The following is a 16,116-nucleotide window of genomic DNA, read 5'->3' on the forward strand; positions in this document are numbered from 1 at the left end:
TTTACCGCCCTCCAATGGTGCCAGGTAAGCGAACTTTGCGCTCTAATAACGTCATCAAAATCATAATAATGACGTTAATTCCGACATAAGCTAACGTAATTGCGGTAAAGGATTCCCATGCGTGAGCAGAATAGTCCAATAGCTTTCCTGCTTGTGCCGCCATATCGACTAAACCAATGGTTGATGCAATGGCTGAGTTTTTGACCAAGTTCAGCATTTCAGACGTCATTGGTGGCAAAATTACCCGATAGGCGTTGGGTAATAAAACGTAGCGATAGGTTTGTGGCAAAGTGAGCCCCATTGCGAGAGCAGCGCTTTTTTGCCCTCTAGGTAGTGACTGAATGGCTGCACGTACTTGCTCGGTCATTCGTGCTGCGGTGAATAACCCAAGGCAAAGCATTGAGGAAATAAAGAATTGATAGTTAGGATCTAAGTCCATTTTAAACCAATCCCCGATTGAGCGAGGGAGAAGTTCTGGAATAACCAAATACCAAGTAAAAAATTGCACAATAAGTGGTACGTTGCGGAATAACTCTACGTAAGCAGTTCCTAAAAAGGCTAAAAAACGGTTAGGTACGGTACGTAAAATACCGAAAAATGAGCCGACTAAGAATGCGATGATCCAGGCACAAATAGAAAGTGTTACGGTGACTTCGAGGCCAGATATTAACCACCCTAAATAGGTGGTATTCCCAAACGGGGCTTCCTGAAGGAAAATCCCCCAATTCCAGTTAATAGACATGATGTTGACTTCCTGTGGGCAATGTAATTCCCGAATACTGTCGTAAAAGAGGATGCAAGGCGGGGAACGGCCGCCTTGCAATTCTTACTTCAGTAATACCCTGTTTGTCTTTTTATTAGTTTAATGCTTTGTCATTCGGTTCTTTAAATAAGGCTTTCATTTCATCGGACAGCGTAAATTTCAGGTTCAGATTTTTTGGTGGAATAGGTTGATTGAACCAGCGGTCAAAGGATTTCTCAGCGACACCCGAGGTTTGTGCATTCGCAATGGTTTCATCGATAAGCACTTTAAATTGAGGGTCGTCTTTACGTAACATACAGCCGTAAGCTTCTTCAGTTTGTGGTTTGCCGACGATTTCCCAGATCTCTGGTTTTTTCGCTTTTGCTCGCTCACCTGCTAACAATGCGTCATCCATCATAAAGGCGACAGCACGGCCAGACTCTAAGGTACGGAACGAGTCACCATGGTCTTTCGCGCTGATAATGCGCATTTTCATGTTTTTTTCATCATTTAACTGATTCAACAGAATTTCAGAAGTTGTACCTGAGGTCACAACGACATTTTTACCCGCTAAGTCAGCAAAGTCTTTTACACCAGAGTCACCTTTGGTGAGCAAGCGTGTCCCGACCACAAAGATCGTGTTAGAGAAAGCGGCTTGTTTTTGTCTTTCTACGTTATTGGTTGTTGAGCCACACTCAAAATCAAATGTGCCATTTTGCAGTAGTGGAATACGGTTTTGTGATGTAATTGGAATGAGTTTGACTTGCAGATCAGGCATGTTTAATTTTTTCTTCACTGCATCAACAATAGCATTTGAATAATCCTGCGAGTAACCCACCACTTTCTGGCTATTATCATAGTAAGAGAAAGGGACGGAAGATTCACGATGACCAACAACTATTACACCGTTGTCTTTGATTTTTTTCAGAGTGCCGTTTAACTCTTCTGCTTGGACTGCACAGGTTGCACCTAAAATCATCATCGATAATACAAGTTTACTTATACGCATAGTTACAACTCCTTTAGAACATCGGTGTAAACCCGTTGTAATTTTAAGGAGGTATCGTGAGATAACGCCTAAATTACTGTGGTTTTGTAGTGTTGTGTTTGCAAATGTTTCGCAGATTTAGATAATCCCGCGATTATTCGCTATATGTTTTATTGTTGTTAAAAAGTAATTAAATTTGTTAATTAATGAAAACGAATTGTTTCAATTTCGGGAGCTGTCTCGCATATTATTTGGGTAATTTTTGAATTACCGCACTAACATGGTGATTAGCCACTTAATATTGTCCTAAACTGATAGTCACGCACTGTTAAGGTGCAAACTATCTTCGTATCATGCCATATATTGGATAAAGCAATTTACGTGCCGAGTTTTGATGGAACTGCATTTTTGTTCATTGGGAAGAGAATAATATTTGTAAAGTTAGCTGATGACACTTGTACGGAATATTTTGCTGTGTAAGATGTAACCTCTATTTAACTTATAGACGGTGTAACGGTATTAATCAAAGACTGGTTTTTATCGTTATGGTTATCAAAGTCGCATAATTAGTGTTATTTCAGGAAGTTATACCAAGATGCGCATGAACAGGCATTTAAAATTAGGTAAAGGATTAGTGATATTCGCCTGTCTGATGGTATTGATTTGTATGAATCAACGTGCCGTCGGAGAGCGCCTGCTCGCCAATTTTTTTGTGCCAGATGTCTTAGCTCAAGTGCAAATTAATACTGGGGCTAACCTTTCCTATATCGAACAATCACAAGTAAAACAAGCTGATAGCAGTAGTTCGCATCTTTCTAGTTGTGAACTGAGCGCCAAGTCATTAATGACTTTGTTACCTGTTGTGCTTGAACCATTCTTCTTTATGTTCCTTACTTTGGCTGCGCTAACTTTATTTTGTACTAATCTATTTATATCTAGAGCAAATAATGAAGAGAAGCATGCCCCTCCAAGAGTCAGAAGACACTTACAGTTTTGTAATCTTCGGAATTAACACACAACGAATAGGGACTGGTTTGTGTAATTTATTCTGGAGGAAACAATGCGTTTTTTAATTAATTCATTTTTTATATTTTTTGCACTATTTTCGAGCAGTTTATATGCTGCGGATACGGGGTGGTTGCAACCTGCGAATACGGGGTGGTTGCAACCTGCGAATACGGGGTGGATGAATGACAACACTCCACGACATGCGCAGGTTAGGTTATTAAGTTCGGCGCAGGAAAATGGCAAAGTCGACATTTTGCTCGATGTAAAGCTTGATGAGGGCTGGAAAACCTATTGGCGTTCACCTGGTGAAGGGGGCGTTGCGCCTGAAATTGTGTGGTCATCACCTGTTGAAGCAACGGATTGGCAATGGCCAACACCAGGGCGCTTTGATGTCGCAGGTGTTTCAACTCAAGGTTACATGGGGGATATTGCCTTCCCCATTACAGTAACAAGTCATGAAAAGTTGGATAAACTTGAAGGTACGTTAACATTATCAACGTGTAGTAATGTTTGTATTTTAACCGATTATCCGTTTGAGCTCGATTTAACAGAGCCTGTTCCTGCTGACTTTACTTGGGCGTTTAATCAAGCCAAAGGTGCAGTTCCACCATCAAGTGGTTTAGTTGAGCAAACCAAAGTTGGTTTTGCGAATGATAAGCTAATCATTGAATTGCAGAAAAGCACAGGCAACGCGTGGGAACAACCGAATATTTTCACTGATGTGGTTGAAGGGGCGGCACTAGGCGTTCCTGTTATAGAAACATCAGGTGACCATTTAACAGCAACAATAGATGTCGGTGATGATTGGGGGGGCGATTCTCCCGATTTAACCGGAAAAACCCTCTCTTTTGTTGTTGCAGATGGTGATATTTCACAGCAAGTTAGCCATCAAGTTAGCCCATTTACTGGCACGATAGCGTCTAAAGTGAGCAGTGCTTCTTTATGGCAGGTGATGCTATTTGCCCTTTTAGGGGGGCTGATCCTTAATCTAATGCCGTGCGTACTTCCGGTGTTAGCAATGAAACTTGGCTCTGTATTGATGGTACCTAATGGTGAGCAAAAGACCATTCGCCGTCAGTTTTTATTGTCCTCTCTCGGTATTCTAGTTTCCTTTTGGTTACTGGCGCTCTTGATGACGTTATTACGAGTCGGTCAACAAGCTGTTGGTTGGGGAATTCAGTTCCAAAACCCGTGGTTTATCGGCTTTATGGTGCTGGTAACGGCGTTATTTACTGCGAATTTATTTGGCTTATTTGAAATCAACCTCGGTAGTAAGGCCAATACACGCTTGGCGACAGCGGGTGGTCATGGTAACAGTGGCCATTTTTGGCAAGGGGTATTTGCGACATTACTGGCAACGCCTTGTTCTGCACCATTTTTGGGCACCGCAGTGGCCTTTGCACTGGCAGCGCCAATGGAAGAGTTGTGGTTGATCTTCACGGCATTAGGTGTCGGTATGAGTTTGCCATGGCTACTTATAGCGGCTTTCCCAGTTATTTCTCGCTTACTACCAAAGCCTGGTATGTGGATGCTGAAGCTGCGTGCCGTTCTTGGGTTAATGATGCTGGTATCCAGTTTATGGTTAATTAGCTTATTAATACCACATTTTGGTGTCACTACCTCGACCGTGATTGCTGTCGTTTTCTTAGTGTTATTAGTGGTCTTTATCGCGATAAAACGCGGTGTAAGGGCGGCTATCTTACCATTTATATTATTTGCCGCTTTTGCTGGTGGGTTTGTTTGGATGACACAAGAACAGCATTCCGGTAGCCGTTCTCTTGTTAAAGATACCGTAAATTGGCAACCTTTGACTGAACAAGCGATTACGGCTGCACTGGCGGATAACAAACGTGTATTTATTGATGTCACCGCGGAATGGTGCGTAACCTGTAAGGCAAATAAATACAATGTACTGCTAAGGGATGATATCCAACAGCTGCTTAGTGAACCCGATGTTGTTGCTTTACGTGGTGATTGGACCAAACCTTCACCTGAAATTACGGCATTTTTACAAAAACGTGGGCAGGTTGCTGTTCCATTTAATCAAATTTATGGCCCTAACTTGGCCGAAGGCGAAGTACTGTCAACAATACTTGACCGTGAATCGCTAATATCCGTTATGAATCAGGCCAAAGGAGCCACAAAATGAAAAAAACAATTTTAGCTGTTTTATTTTCGTCACTAATGATTGGGTCAGTAGCACAAGCAGCACCTTTGAGTGCGGACCAAGAAGCACAAGTGCGTAAATTAGTGCGTGATACTTTGGTTGAAAACCCAGAAATTTTGGAAGAAGCGATTGTTGCCCTGCAAGCAAAACAAGGGGAAAAACAGCAAGCTCAAATGAAAGAAACCTTAAAAGCAGAGCAGGACGCTCTGTTTAATGACCCAACCAGTCCACGTATCGGTAAAAAAGATGCCAAGTTAGTTTTGGTTAACTTTACTGATTTTAACTGCCCATTCTGTAAGCGTTTCGACCCTCAACTGATGGATATTGTGAAAAAATATCCAAATGATGTGGCAGTGGTAATCAAATATTTACCATTTAAAGGCCAAACATCAATGGATTCAGCACAGTTAACAATGACACTGTGGCAAGAAGATCCGAAAGCATTTGAAGCTTTACATCACAAATTTATGCAAAAACAGGGCATGCTATCAGATGCAAATATCAAAGATGCTCTCAAAGCTACTGGCAACGATAAATTGAAAGCGAGTGATAAGAGCCGTGATGGTATTCGCACTAATATGATATTGGCAGAAAAATTGGGCGTGAATGGAACACCAGCAACATTGGTGGGTGATGAGCTGATCCCAGGCGCTATTGATGCACAGCAGTTTGAGGCGGTAGTGAAGGAGCAGTTGGCTAAGCTCAAATAATCCTCGTTATCCTCGTCATACTTCGCGCTGTGGCGTTGTTGGCTGCTCTCGACTACGTGGGTCACATACTTGTGTATGCTCCCCACGATAGTCTCGTTTGCCGCCTAGCCACAACGCGAATTATTTAGAGGATAAAGAAAGTTTAAAGAGGAAATAATCCAAACTCTAGAATTAGAGGATAAAAATCAAATATCTTAAATAAGTACTAGAGCATCAATTTCAATTGAATGTTTTGGTTTCTTACATCTTTGATTTGTACTATTTGATAACAAATAGGTAAATAACGGTATGAATAGACTAAAAAAGTGGTCTAAAGAAATTATTGTTTTGGCAATTATTTTATTTATTGCCTTTACAGTGATGGATTTATGGCGCAAGCCACAAACCCTTGCGCCTGTATTATTGGAACAGCACACGCTAGTGAATGGTGAGAGCGTTTCACTAGCTGAGTTAAGCAAAGAAAAACCAATACTGGTTTATTTCTGGGCGACGTGGTGTGGGGTATGTAATTTGACTTCGCCAACGGTATCAGAATTAAGCCAATCAGGTATGCCAATTATTTCAGTAGCGATACGCTCAGGTGAAACATCTCGCTTAATCAAGGGAATGGAAAACAAGGAATTAACGTTTCCTGTGATTAACGATACCAGCGGTCAGCTTTCCAATGCGGTTGGGAACAGTGCAACACCCACATTTATGGTGATTGATAACGGTGAGTTAGTCAGCTTTACATCGGGTTGGACTAGCTCTTATGGTCTAAAAATGCGTATGTGGTTGGCATCCTTTTAACTTTCTACCATCCCCTTTGACCTAAAAAGGGGACTTTTCTGCCTATAAGTTTAATTTATCATTATGGTAAACTCATTCGGCTATATAAATAATAAAATAGGTGAATGGGATGGTTATGTTTAAAAAAGTGGTTGGATTATTTCTAGGTGCGGTATTAATTACGGGATGCTCCCCTGAGGTGGAAGAAAAAACAACAACAAAACAGCCGTCAGAAACGATAAAAAATTCAAAAATAGAACAGCGTTATGATGAAATAAAAGCCAATTCGACAGAAGATAAAATCAATGCTTTTAATGCAAAAGGGGATGATGACCCAACGATGTTACGGGGCATTTTTCTGTCTGATATGGCTAAATCCTTACCTATGTTAATCGACGATGTAACACTATTGACGGAAGTGACTGCTAAAAATGGCATGTTATTTTACCAATATACTATCAAAGGGATCCCTGACAACATATTGGAAGGTGATAGCTGGCAGCAAAATATGCGTGAGATTTTAAACCGCAACTACTGTGATAAAAATGCAGGCATGGATATATTGCATGAAATGTTCCCCGAAGGTATTACGCATAATTATCATAAGTCTAACAAACTCATTTTTACCTATATTGTGACCCCTGCGATTTGCCAATAGCATTCATTAGAGCGCCTGATAATATTTATCAGGCATATCAATTACTAAAATTCTAAATTACGAATAAAACGGTAATCCGCGGATTGTGGTTTTAAACGATACAAATTAGCGGGACGGCCGCGCTCGTGGCGTTTTTCTCCGGTATCAATCAACAAATTCGCTTGTTCGAGTCGGCGCCTAAACGATTTATTTTGCAAAGGCTTACCAATCAAAACTTCATGGACATGTTGTAGCTCAGCTAAGGTAAAAACGTCAGGGAGTGCGAAACCTGGAACGATTGAGTAGAGTGATTTTTGCTTTAGACGTTCTCTTGCTTGTTGATAGAGTTTGAAGTGGTCAAATGCAAGAGAAAGTTGATCAATTTCATCAATAGAGACCCATTTTACAGAATCTACCGTATCAATATGCGCTTCGCAGGCTTGGTAAGCAATTAGAGCAGTATAGCAAACAGTGACAGACCAGCCTCGAGGGTCTCGTTGGTGGTTTCCTTCTGTACAAAGTTGCTCAACATAGGGGGGAATAACCCCCGTTTTTTCTTTCAGCTTACGTAAAACAGTCTCTTCTAAATTTTTATCATTTGTTTCATCAATAAAACCACCCGGCAGCCCCCACTTTCCTTTTTCAGGAAAATTAGCGCGCTCGACAAGTAATACTTTCAGCGTATTTTCATGATAGGTAAATACTACAGCGTCGACAGTGATAAGCGGTGATAGAAATTTTTTTCTATCGTAGTGAGCTAAAAATTCTTTTTCATTCATTTGGTTATCACTCAAAGTCTGATTGGCATTGATGAATAAACTATACGCTAAAAAATAGTTAATGTCATTAAGACAATTATTGCTTGACTAATTAATGTCTATAGGACAATAATTAGTCAAGGTCATAAAGACAATAATGAGGGATCCACTATGATTAACTTTAAATATTTCAAAGCAGACTCATCGACTTTTGTTATTCAATCAGTGAATGGGAAAGTGCGTAAGCAAGGTAAGGGGCTCAGTTTTTGGTATAACTCCGATAAAACGTCCATTGCGGCGCTTCCATTGAATGCACAAGAAGCCCCATTTATTTTTAATTTACAAACAGCTGATTTCCAAAGTTTACGTATTCAAGGGCAAATTTCTTTTCAGGTAAAACAGCCCGAAAAAACAGCGGACGTCTTAAATTTTAACTTATCTAAGGACGGGAAAAGTTACGCTTCAGAAGACCCCATTAAATTAAATGATCGAGTTGTACGAGCAGCTCAAACCGTGATCCAAGCCAAAATACAAACCACTTCACTGCGGGACGCATTATTAATTAGCCAATCATTAGTTGTTTTGGTGAGCCAGCAACTCGCCGTACAGGCGGTCATAGAGTCTCTAGGTATTGAAATCTTGGATGTTTCTATCTCAGCCATTGCACCGCTACCTGAAACGCTTAAAGCATTAGAAGCACAAGCGAGAGAATCCATATTGAAAGAGGCCGATGATGCCATTTATGCAAGACGTAAATTTTCTGTCGAACAAGAGCGCACAATCAAAGAAGCGGAATTAGAAACCGACTTATCTGTTCAAGCCAAAGAACAACAAATTGAAGAGGCGCGCCTTGATAATGAGCGGAAAATATTGCGAGAGCGAGCAGAAATCGAGCAAGAGGAGTTAATCGCACAAGTGAATGCAGAAGCAAAACGCAATGAATTGGTTGCGCTTAGTGTTGAAAACCAACGTATACAGTCGGATGCAGATGCTTACTCTATTGAATCTAAAATGAAAGCCTATAGCCAATTACCGGTGGAAAACTTAAAAGCATTAGCGTTAGCAAAAATGGGACCAGAACAATTGATGGCGATGGCATTCGAATCATTAGCACAAAATGCCGGTAAGATTGGTGAGCTCAATATATCGCCTGATTTATTTGGCCAGCTAATGAAGAAAGGGGGTAAATAATGCAAAGGAATAATGACGTGCGTTTTGTCTTAGTGATGCGTAAAACACGTTTGCAGGAATTGATTGAGCGCTTTAATACTTGGCCTCAAGCTAAATTTTACTTGGAACACAACCATGTTGAGGTGAGTGACTACTTAAATGAACATGACTTATATCAACGCCAATTAATACAAGCCGAATCGATATTGAAATCATTAGGTAGATTTCAATTATTGGAACGAAAATTATTACCTAGTTACCAATTTTCTAAACACGATATTGTTATCGTGATTGGCCAAGATGGTTTAGTGGCGAACACCTTGAAGTACTTAAACGGACAACCCGTTATCGCTATTAATCCAGATCCTGAACGGTGGGATGGTCAGTTGCTTCCTTTTGAAATAGGCCAATTGCAGGAAGTGGTGATGAATACCTTAAAAGGAAAAATAGAGCAAAAAATGGTGACTTTCGCCCAGGCAACGACCAATGACGGGCAATCGCTACTCGCGGTGAACGATTTATTTATTGGTCCGAAAAGCCACACATCGGCACGTTATTTATTAAATTGGAATGGGGAGCAAGAGTTTCAATCATCCTCTGGCATTATTATATCGACAGGACTTGGGTCAACAGGTTGGTTTCAATCTATTTTAGCGGGTGCGCAGGCAATTATGGGGGGAAATAATCATCCGTTGGCAAAAGGATTTGGCTGGGGAGAAAGTAAATTACAGTTTAGTGTTAGGGAGCCATTTTTAAGTAAAACAACAGGAACGAGATGGGTATTTGGTACGATTGAGCCGGGTAGCCCGTTAGCTGTTGAATCATTAATGCCCCATAACGGTGTTATTTTTTCCGATGGCATTGAAGATGATTTCTTACAATTCAATTCAGGTTGTATTGTGACAGTGAAAATTGCGGATCTACAAGGGTTACTGGTTGCATAGTCAATTACCCCACCTCATTGATAGGTACTGAGGTGGGGCCAATATCGTTATTTTTGGCGCCTATTCATAGCAAAACCGAGAATACCAAATATAACGACCACTCCCCACATCGGATAATGACTCCAACGTGCGTAAGGTGTTAGTCCAGTTGTTGGTGTGACTTCAGTGGCAAGCGCCGCTGTTTTAAATTGAGGTAGCATATCTTGTATTGAGCCATCTGCACTGATCACCGCAGTTATCCCGTTATTGGTGGAACGTAATAATGGGCGTCCCAATTCTAATGAACGCATGCGCGCCATTTGGAAATGCTGCCATGGGCCGATAGACTGACCAAACCATGCATCATTGGAGACGGTAAGTAAGTAATCGCTATCAGGTTTAAAGTTATCCCTGACTTGTGTACCTAAAATAATTTCATAGCAAATAGCGGCAGTTAGATGAATATTACCAACCGCTAATTGCGCTTGCTCATAATCGCCACGGCTAAAACCTGACATCGGCAAATTAAAGAATGGTGCGATAGGGCGCAGCAAATCTTCTAAAGGTACATATTCACCAAATGGCACTAAATGGTGTTTGTTATAGCGGTTTTTAGATGGATACAAATACGGGTTTTTATCTCCTAATACAATGATTGTATTATAAAAAGTATATTCACCGTCTATCGGGCGTGCATCCACAATTCCAGTAATTAACTGGGTGTTTGACTCTGCCAATAATTGGTCGAGAGATTTAAGCCACGTTTGGTTATCGAGCTCAACAGAAGGCACCGCTGATTCAGGCCAAATAATCAAAGACGCTTTTCCGATATAAGGGCGAGAGAGCTCCATATAGGTGTCTTTGGTTTTTTGTAAGAAGCTGGCTTCCCACTTCATTGATTGGGGAATGTTGCCTTGAACCAATGCCACTTCCATTTTCTTGCCTTCAAGGGGGGTAAACCATTGTACATTTTTGGCGAGTAATGGGGCAAAAATTAAGGCAGCTGCAACGGCGAGCGAGATAAAGCTGCGACGTAGGATAGCAAGTACTAACAGACCACTAATGCTAAATAAAAGCAATGTGATCATTTCTACCCCAAATATAGGGGCGAGTGCTTTCATCGGCCCATCAATCTGGCTATAACCAAATTGTAGCCATGGGAAGCCAGTTAATACCCAACCACGCAGAAATTCAGTGACTTGCCAGAGAGCTGGCGCCATAAAAACGAAACGCCAAATATTGGCTTTAGGAGCAAGCTTAGCTAGTAAACCACCAAATAGGCCAGTATAAAGCGCAAGGTAAGCGGCTAATAAAATAACAATAAATACGTTTACAGGGCCCGGCATGCCACCAAAATCGGCAATACTTACGTAAACCCAGTTAACACCACTACCGAATAAGCCAAATCCCCAAGCGAAGCCAATAGCAAAAGATTGTTTGGCTGTACGCTGCAAGGTCAGTAGTTGGAGGAAAAGGATAGAAAGCAGTGCGGCAGGCCAGATGTCGAAAGGCGAAAAAGCCAGTGTTCCACTGGCTCCGAAAATTAAAGCCAGCAGTAACCGCAACCGCTGGCTTTGATAAATAAACGTTGAGTTCATTAAGTCTGTTCTTCTTCCAAAGTTGGAACCGGAGCGTCGTCTGGAATTTTCACGTGAAGCAGAAGGATCCTGCGGCTGTCAGCCATAGCAACTTTAAATTGGTAGTTATCTATCGTGATGACTTCACCACGGGAAGGCAGGTGTCCAAAGGCTTGCATAACGAGGCCACCGACGGTATCGACTTCATCGTCACTAAAATGAGTCCCAAAGGCTTCATTGAAATCTTCAATCTGTGTAAGGGCTCGGACAGAATATGAATGACGGCTGAGTTGACGAATATCAACATCGTCTTGGTCGTCATATTCGTCTTCAATTTCGCCTACGATGAGCTCTAAAATATCTTCAATGGTCACTAGACCAGAAACGCCACCAAACTCATCGATCACGATAGCCATATGATAGCGTTGAGAGCGGAATTCTTTGAGTAGTCTGTCTACTCGCTTACTTTCAGGGACAACAACCGCTTGGCGTAATACCTTATCGATGCTAAAAGGCTCTGCGTCGGTACGCATAAATGGCAGTAAATCTTTTGCCATCAATAACCCTTCGATATGGTCTTTGTCTTCACTAATAACAGGGAAGCGTGAGTGAGCAGAGTCAATAATGACATCAAGGCACTCATCAAGCGTTTGATTACGTTTTAAGGTAACAATTTGGGAACGCGGGATCATAATGTCGCGTACGCGCTGATCCGCGATATCCATTACCCCTTCAAGCATTTCGCGGGTATCAGGATCGATCAAATCGTTCTGTTCAGAGTCGCGGATTAATTCGACTAAATCATCACGATTTTTAGGTTCACCATGGAATAGGTGATTTAACAGTGCAAAGAACCCTTTCTTAGGACCAGGGTTATCGCTACTCGAAGAGTTATCGTCGCTCATGGCGGTTAATTTAATATTCCTCAAAAAAATACTCGTCATACTTCGAACCGCAGCGTTGTTGGCTGCACTCGGCTACTCGAATCACATACTTATGTATGCTCATCGAGATATCCTAGCTTGCCGCCTAGCTGCAATTCGAATTATTTAGAGTATTCACTCGTCGTATTTCGAACCGCAGCGTTGTTGGCTGCACTTGGCGCAAAAGTAGCCCAAGTTAAAGTATTTGGAGCTTAGGTTAGTTAATAAAAACAGCTTACTGGATTCTTTTTTAGCATAAAATTGACGGTTTATCTGCAAAATAACCGTCAATTTTTTGTAAAGTAATGCTTTCTATAAGAAAGACATCTCAAAAAATTATAGTTAGGTCACTCTTTTTCTGCAAGGTATGGGTCTTCATAGCCCAATTCAGCGAGAATTTCGGTTTCTAAACCTTCCATTTCTTCAGCTTCATCATCTTCAATATGGTCATAGCCTAAAAGATGAAGGCAACCATGAACAACCATGTGCGCCCAGTGTTCTTCTGCCGTTTTTTGTTGCTCAATAGCTTCTTGTTCAACGACTTGGCGACAAATAATTAAATCACCGAGCAAAGGCAGCTCAATTTCTGGCGGAGCTTCAAAGGGGAATGACAGCACGTTAGTCGGTTTGTCTTTGCCACGATAGGTTAAGTTCAAGTGATGGCTTTCAGGCTCATCAACTACCCGAATAGTGACTTCACTTTGCGCTTGGAATTTAGGTAAAACAGCGGTTAACCAACGCTGAAACTCGGCTTCCGAAGGTAAACCATCAGGGTTTTCACACGCAATTTGTAAATCGAGAATGATGTCAATGCCACTCATTTATAGGTTTTCCTGCTTTTCAAATTGCTTCTGTTGTTCTTTTTCTTCACGTAATTGTTGGCGACGTTTATTGTCTTGTTCTTCCCATGCTTCATAAGCCATGACGACTTTTGCAACGACGGGATGGCGAACCACGTCTTCGCTGTGGAAGAAATTAAAGCTTAAATCATCCACTTCAGAAAGCACTTCAATGGCATGACGTAACCCTGATTTACTACCGCGAGGTAAGTCAACCTGAGTAATATCACCCGTCACAACCGCTTTGGAATTAAAGCCAATACGTGTTAAAAACATTTTCATCTGTTCGATGGTGGTGTTTTGGCTCTCATCTAAAATAATAAAAGCATCATTCAACGTACGACCACGCATATAGGCCAGCGGCGCGACTTCAATAACATTACGCTCAATCAGTTTTTCAACTTTTTCAAAGCCTAACATTTCAAATAGCGCATCATAAAGTGGACGTAGGTAAGGGTCGACTTTTTGGCTGAGATCTCCCGGTAAAAAACCCAGTTTCTCGCCTGCTTCAACCGCTGGACGGGTGAGCAAAATACGACGAACCTCTTGGCGCTCTAACGCATCTACAGCCGCTGCGACCGCTAAGTAGGTTTTCCCTGTACCCGCAGGGCCAATGCCAAACGTTATATCATGGTCTAAAATATTGGCGATATATTGCGCTTGATTTGGGGTGCGTGGTTTGATCACACCACGTTTAGTTTTAATATTCACCGCTTTACCGTAGTCAGGAATGCTATCGGCAGATTGCTCTAAAACGCGGCTATCCATAATGGCTAAGTGAATGTTTTCAGGGTCGATATCAGGGATCACTCCGCGCACGGGCGCGGTGTCGACATACAGTTGACGCAAAATTTTGCTCGCCGCTTGAACATTCAGTGGCTTACCCGATAACTTAAAACGGTTATCACGGCGATTAATTTCGATAGCAAGACGGCGTTCTAGCTGCTTGATATTATCGTCAAATGGCCCGCAGAGGCTCATTAAACGCTGGTTATCTGCGGGTTCTAGAAAGATCTCTTGTGTTGCGATTTGCAAATTTTTTGTCTCGGTCACTGAATATCCTATGGTTGCGGCTTAGGGTTGAAAGCTACCAACACCTAGCTCATCTTCTTTACGGGTACGTGCAATAACAGACTCTGGCGATTCATGAACGCGAAGACCCATTTGGTCTTCTGTACGAATGACTTTACCGCGTAATGAGTTGGTATAGACATCCACAATTTCGACATCCACAAATTTACCGATCATATCCGGTGTGCCTTCAAAGTTTACCACACGGTTATTTTCAGTACGTCCAGACAGCTCCATGACGTTTTTACGTGATGTTCCTTCAACTAAGATACGTTGAACGGTTCCCACCATTTGTCGGCTGAAGCTTAACGCCTGCTGATTAATACGCTGTTGCAGTAAGTATAGACGCTGTTTTTTCTCATCTTCAGTTACATCGTCAGGTAAATCTGCTGCTGGCGTGCCAGGACGTGCGGAATAGACAAAGCTGTAGCTCATATCAAAATTCACGTCTGCAATCAGTTTCATGGTTTTTTCGAAGTCATCGGTTGTTTCACCGGGGAAGCCCACGATAAAGTCTGAGCTGATTAGAATACCAGGGCGTGCTTCACGCAGTTTGCGAATAATGGCTTTATATTCGAGTGCGGTGTGTGCACGTTTCATCATGGTCAGGACGCGGTCTGAGCCACTTTGCACTGGGAGGTGCAAGAAGCTGACTAATTCAGGGGTATCGCGGTAGACTTCGATGATATCGTCAGTAAATTCAATTGGGTGGCTAGTGGTAAAGCGCACACGGTCGATACCATCGATAGCCGCGACTAAACGCAGTAATTCTGCAAATGAGCAAATTTCACCATCAAAGGTTTCACCGCGGTAGGCATTCACGTTTTGACCTAGCAAGTTAACTTCACGTACACCTTGTGCAGCTAACTGCGCGATTTCAAATAGAATATCATCACAAGGGCGGCTAACTTCTTCACCACGGGTGTAAGGCACTACGCAGAAAGTACAATACTTGTTACAGCCTTCCATAATCGAAACGAATGCGGTTGGGCCTTCAGCACGAGGTTCTGGCAACCGGTCAAATTTTTCAATTTCAGGGAAGCTGATATCGATAACTGGGCTGCGCGTACCTTGAACTTGGTTTATCATCTCAGGCAAACGGTGCAACGTTTGCGGGCCGAAAACGATGTCAACGCTTGGCGCACGTTGGCGAATAAAATCCCCTTCTTGTGAAGCGACACAGCCGCCTACACCAATAATAATGTCAGGGTTTTTGTCTTTAAAGAATTTCCAACGACCAAGTTGATGGAAGACTTTTTCTTGTGCTTTTTCACGAATTGAACAGGTATTAAGCAGTAATAAATCTGCTTCTTCTGCAACTTCAGTGAGTTGATAACCATGGGTATTTTCTAATAAAGAAACCATTTTGGATGAGTCATACTCATTCATCTGGCAACCCCAAGTTTTAATGTATAGCTTTTTATTCGTCGACATGTCGTATATCCGGTGTTTTCGAAGCGGCTAGTGTAATGGACTCCGAAACGCGTTGTAAATCCAAAGTCCTACCCTTTATATTTGGGAAGTCGCATGCATTTTGATTAAGGACATCATTGTATGATGGGATAAATGCAAAGATATTTAAAATAATATCACTACACGAAATCTAAGGGCAGGCAATTTGCCTATTGTTTTAAAATTAGCACGTATTGTATTCATTTGCGGCATCAGTGACCAGAGGATGTTGCAAAATTGTGGTTGTTTTTTGTGCAAATTAAAGTGTTTTCAGTAAAATACACTATTTGTAAGGTTATAAAGAAGAGGGAAACCAATGACCTCTAAGTCTTCAATGCCTATATTTCCTGTGAGAATCATCATTTTTCGGTACAATACCTTTA

The 16,116-nt window shown here is 41.7% G+C and carries 15 protein-coding genes; 7 read left to right on the forward strand and 8 right to left on the reverse strand.

Annotation, left to right across the window (positions count from 1 at the left end; genetic code table 11):
* Position 1: 1 nt before the first annotated feature.
* Both CYG50_RS03605 and CYG50_RS03610 read right to left on the reverse strand, forming a co-directional pair.
* A complete protein-coding gene (locus CYG50_RS03605; protein ID WP_102138300.1) occupies positions 2-742 on the reverse strand; it encodes an amino acid ABC transporter permease in 741 nt (246 codons plus the stop codon).
* A gap of 115 nt (positions 743-857) precedes the next feature.
* On the reverse strand, positions 858-1,751 hold the full coding sequence (locus CYG50_RS03610; RefSeq protein WP_102138301.1) for an amino acid ABC transporter substrate-binding protein: 894 nt from the start codon (positions 1,749-1,751) through the stop codon (positions 858-860).
* Positions 1,752-2,331: 580 nt separating this feature from the next.
* Between CYG50_RS03610 and CYG50_RS03615 the strand changes: the two genes are divergently transcribed.
* The 5 genes from CYG50_RS03615 to CYG50_RS03635 all read left to right on the forward strand — a co-directional run bounded on the left by CYG50_RS03615 (position 2,332) and on the right by CYG50_RS03635 (position 7,041).
* Entirely contained in the window at positions 2,332-2,742 is a 411-nt protein-coding gene (locus tag CYG50_RS03615; protein WP_102138528.1) for a metal resistance protein, read from the forward strand.
* A 48-nt stretch (positions 2,743-2,790) separates the two neighbouring features.
* The gene (locus CYG50_RS03620; protein ID WP_102138302.1) at positions 2,791-4,887 is read left to right on the forward strand and encodes a protein-disulfide reductase DsbD family protein; all 2,097 of its coding nucleotides are present in this window, start codon (positions 2,791-2,793) and stop codon (positions 4,885-4,887) included.
* Entirely contained in the window at positions 4,884-5,615 is a 732-nt protein-coding gene (locus CYG50_RS03625; RefSeq protein ID WP_102138303.1) for a DsbA family protein, read from the forward strand. Before CYG50_RS03620 ends, CYG50_RS03625 begins: the two co-directional genes overlap by 4 nt.
* A 288-nt stretch (positions 5,616-5,903) precedes the next feature.
* Positions 5,904-6,404 (forward strand): protein disulfide oxidoreductase, encoded by a 501-nt coding sequence (locus tag CYG50_RS03630; RefSeq protein WP_102138304.1) that lies wholly within the window; start codon positions 5,904-5,906, stop codon positions 6,402-6,404.
* A gap of 109 nt (positions 6,405-6,513) precedes the next feature.
* Entirely contained in the window at positions 6,514-7,041 is a 528-nt protein-coding gene (locus CYG50_RS03635) for a hypothetical protein (protein ID WP_094961806.1), read from the forward strand.
* Positions 7,042-7,085: 44 nt separating this feature from the next.
* Here the strand turns inward: CYG50_RS03635 and CYG50_RS03640 are convergent, their stop codons facing one another.
* Positions 7,086-7,799 carry an NUDIX hydrolase gene (locus CYG50_RS03640; RefSeq protein ID WP_102138305.1) on the reverse strand — a complete coding sequence of 238 codons (714 nt, stop codon included), beginning with the start codon at positions 7,797-7,799 and terminating at the stop codon, positions 7,086-7,088.
* A 150-nt stretch (positions 7,800-7,949) separates the two neighbouring features.
* Between CYG50_RS03640 and CYG50_RS03645 the strand changes: the two genes are divergently transcribed.
* Together CYG50_RS03645 and CYG50_RS03650 are read left to right on the forward strand one after the other, a co-directional pair.
* Positions 7,950-8,969, forward strand: a complete 1,020-nt coding sequence (locus CYG50_RS03645; RefSeq protein WP_102138306.1) for an SPFH domain-containing protein — start codon at positions 7,950-7,952, stop codon at positions 8,967-8,969.
* Entirely contained in the window at positions 8,969-9,892 is a 924-nt protein-coding gene (locus CYG50_RS03650) for a diacylglycerol kinase catalytic domain-containing protein (RefSeq protein ID WP_102138307.1), read from the forward strand. The genes CYG50_RS03645 and CYG50_RS03650 overlap by 1 nt, the downstream gene beginning before the upstream one ends.
* 47 nt (positions 9,893-9,939) lie before the next feature.
* Here CYG50_RS03650 and lnt read toward each other — a convergent pair whose 3' ends face one another.
* From lnt to miaB, 5 genes are all read right to left on the reverse strand, one after another.
* A complete protein-coding gene (gene lnt, locus CYG50_RS03655; protein ID WP_102138308.1) occupies positions 9,940-11,469 on the reverse strand; it encodes an apolipoprotein N-acyltransferase in 1,530 nt (509 codons plus the stop codon).
* Positions 11,469-12,353 (reverse strand): CNNM family magnesium/cobalt transport protein CorC, encoded by an 885-nt coding sequence (gene corC / locus CYG50_RS03660; protein WP_102138309.1) that lies wholly within the window; start codon positions 12,351-12,353, stop codon positions 11,469-11,471. The genes lnt and corC overlap by 1 nt, the downstream gene beginning before the upstream one ends.
* Before the next feature lie 365 nt (positions 12,354-12,718).
* Positions 12,719-13,192 carry an rRNA maturation RNase YbeY gene (gene ybeY, locus CYG50_RS03665; RefSeq protein ID WP_094961810.1) on the reverse strand — a complete coding sequence of 158 codons (474 nt, stop codon included), beginning with the start codon at positions 13,190-13,192 and terminating at the stop codon, positions 12,719-12,721.
* Complete coding sequence (locus tag CYG50_RS03670; RefSeq protein WP_094961837.1) at positions 13,193-14,245, reverse strand: PhoH family protein; 1,053 nt, start codon at positions 14,243-14,245, stop codon at positions 13,193-13,195.
* Between the two features lie 39 nt (positions 14,246-14,284).
* A complete protein-coding gene (gene miaB, locus CYG50_RS03675) occupies positions 14,285-15,715 on the reverse strand; it encodes a tRNA (N6-isopentenyl adenosine(37)-C2)-methylthiotransferase MiaB (protein WP_094961811.1) in 1,431 nt (476 codons plus the stop codon).
* Positions 15,716-16,116: the final 401 nt, after the last annotated feature.

This window comes from Providencia huaxiensis (assembly GCF_002843235.3).
GTDB classification, from domain to species: domain Bacteria; phylum Pseudomonadota; class Gammaproteobacteria; order Enterobacterales; family Enterobacteriaceae; genus Providencia; species Providencia huaxiensis.

Coding starts and splice junctions, on each gene's coding strand:
- CYG50_RS03630 (WP_102138304.1), top strand. CDS start 5,904: ATGAATAGACTAAAAAAGTGGTCTAAAGAAATTATTGTTTTGGCAATT.
- ybeY (WP_094961810.1), bottom strand. CDS start 13,192: ATGAGTGGCATTGACATCATTCTCGATTTACAAATTGCGTGTGAAAAC.
- miaB (WP_094961811.1), bottom strand. CDS start 15,715: ATGTCGACGAATAAAAAGCTATACATTAAAACTTGGGGTTGCCAGATG.
- corC (WP_102138309.1), bottom strand. CDS start 12,353: ATGAGCGACGATAACTCTTCGAGTAGCGATAACCCTGGTCCTAAGAAA.
- CYG50_RS03645 (WP_102138306.1), top strand. CDS start 7,950: ATGATTAACTTTAAATATTTCAAAGCAGACTCATCGACTTTTGTTATT.
- CYG50_RS03615 (WP_102138528.1), top strand. CDS start 2,332: ATGAACAGGCATTTAAAATTAGGTAAAGGATTAGTGATATTCGCCTGT.
- CYG50_RS03625 (WP_102138303.1), top strand. CDS start 4,884: ATGAAAAAAACAATTTTAGCTGTTTTATTTTCGTCACTAATGATTGGG.
- lnt (WP_102138308.1), bottom strand. CDS start 11,469: ATGAACTCAACGTTTATTTATCAAAGCCAGCGGTTGCGGTTACTGCTG.
- CYG50_RS03635 (WP_094961806.1), top strand. CDS start 6,514: ATGGTTATGTTTAAAAAAGTGGTTGGATTATTTCTAGGTGCGGTATTA.
- CYG50_RS03620 (WP_102138302.1), top strand. CDS start 2,791: ATGCGTTTTTTAATTAATTCATTTTTTATATTTTTTGCACTATTTTCG.
- CYG50_RS03650 (WP_102138307.1), top strand. CDS start 8,969: ATGCAAAGGAATAATGACGTGCGTTTTGTCTTAGTGATGCGTAAAACA.
- CYG50_RS03610 (WP_102138301.1), bottom strand. CDS start 1,751: ATGCGTATAAGTAAACTTGTATTATCGATGATGATTTTAGGTGCAACC.
- CYG50_RS03640 (WP_102138305.1), bottom strand. CDS start 7,799: ATGAATGAAAAAGAATTTTTAGCTCACTACGATAGAAAAAAATTTCTA.
- CYG50_RS03605 (WP_102138300.1), bottom strand. CDS start 742: ATGTCTATTAACTGGAATTGGGGGATTTTCCTTCAGGAAGCCCCGTTT.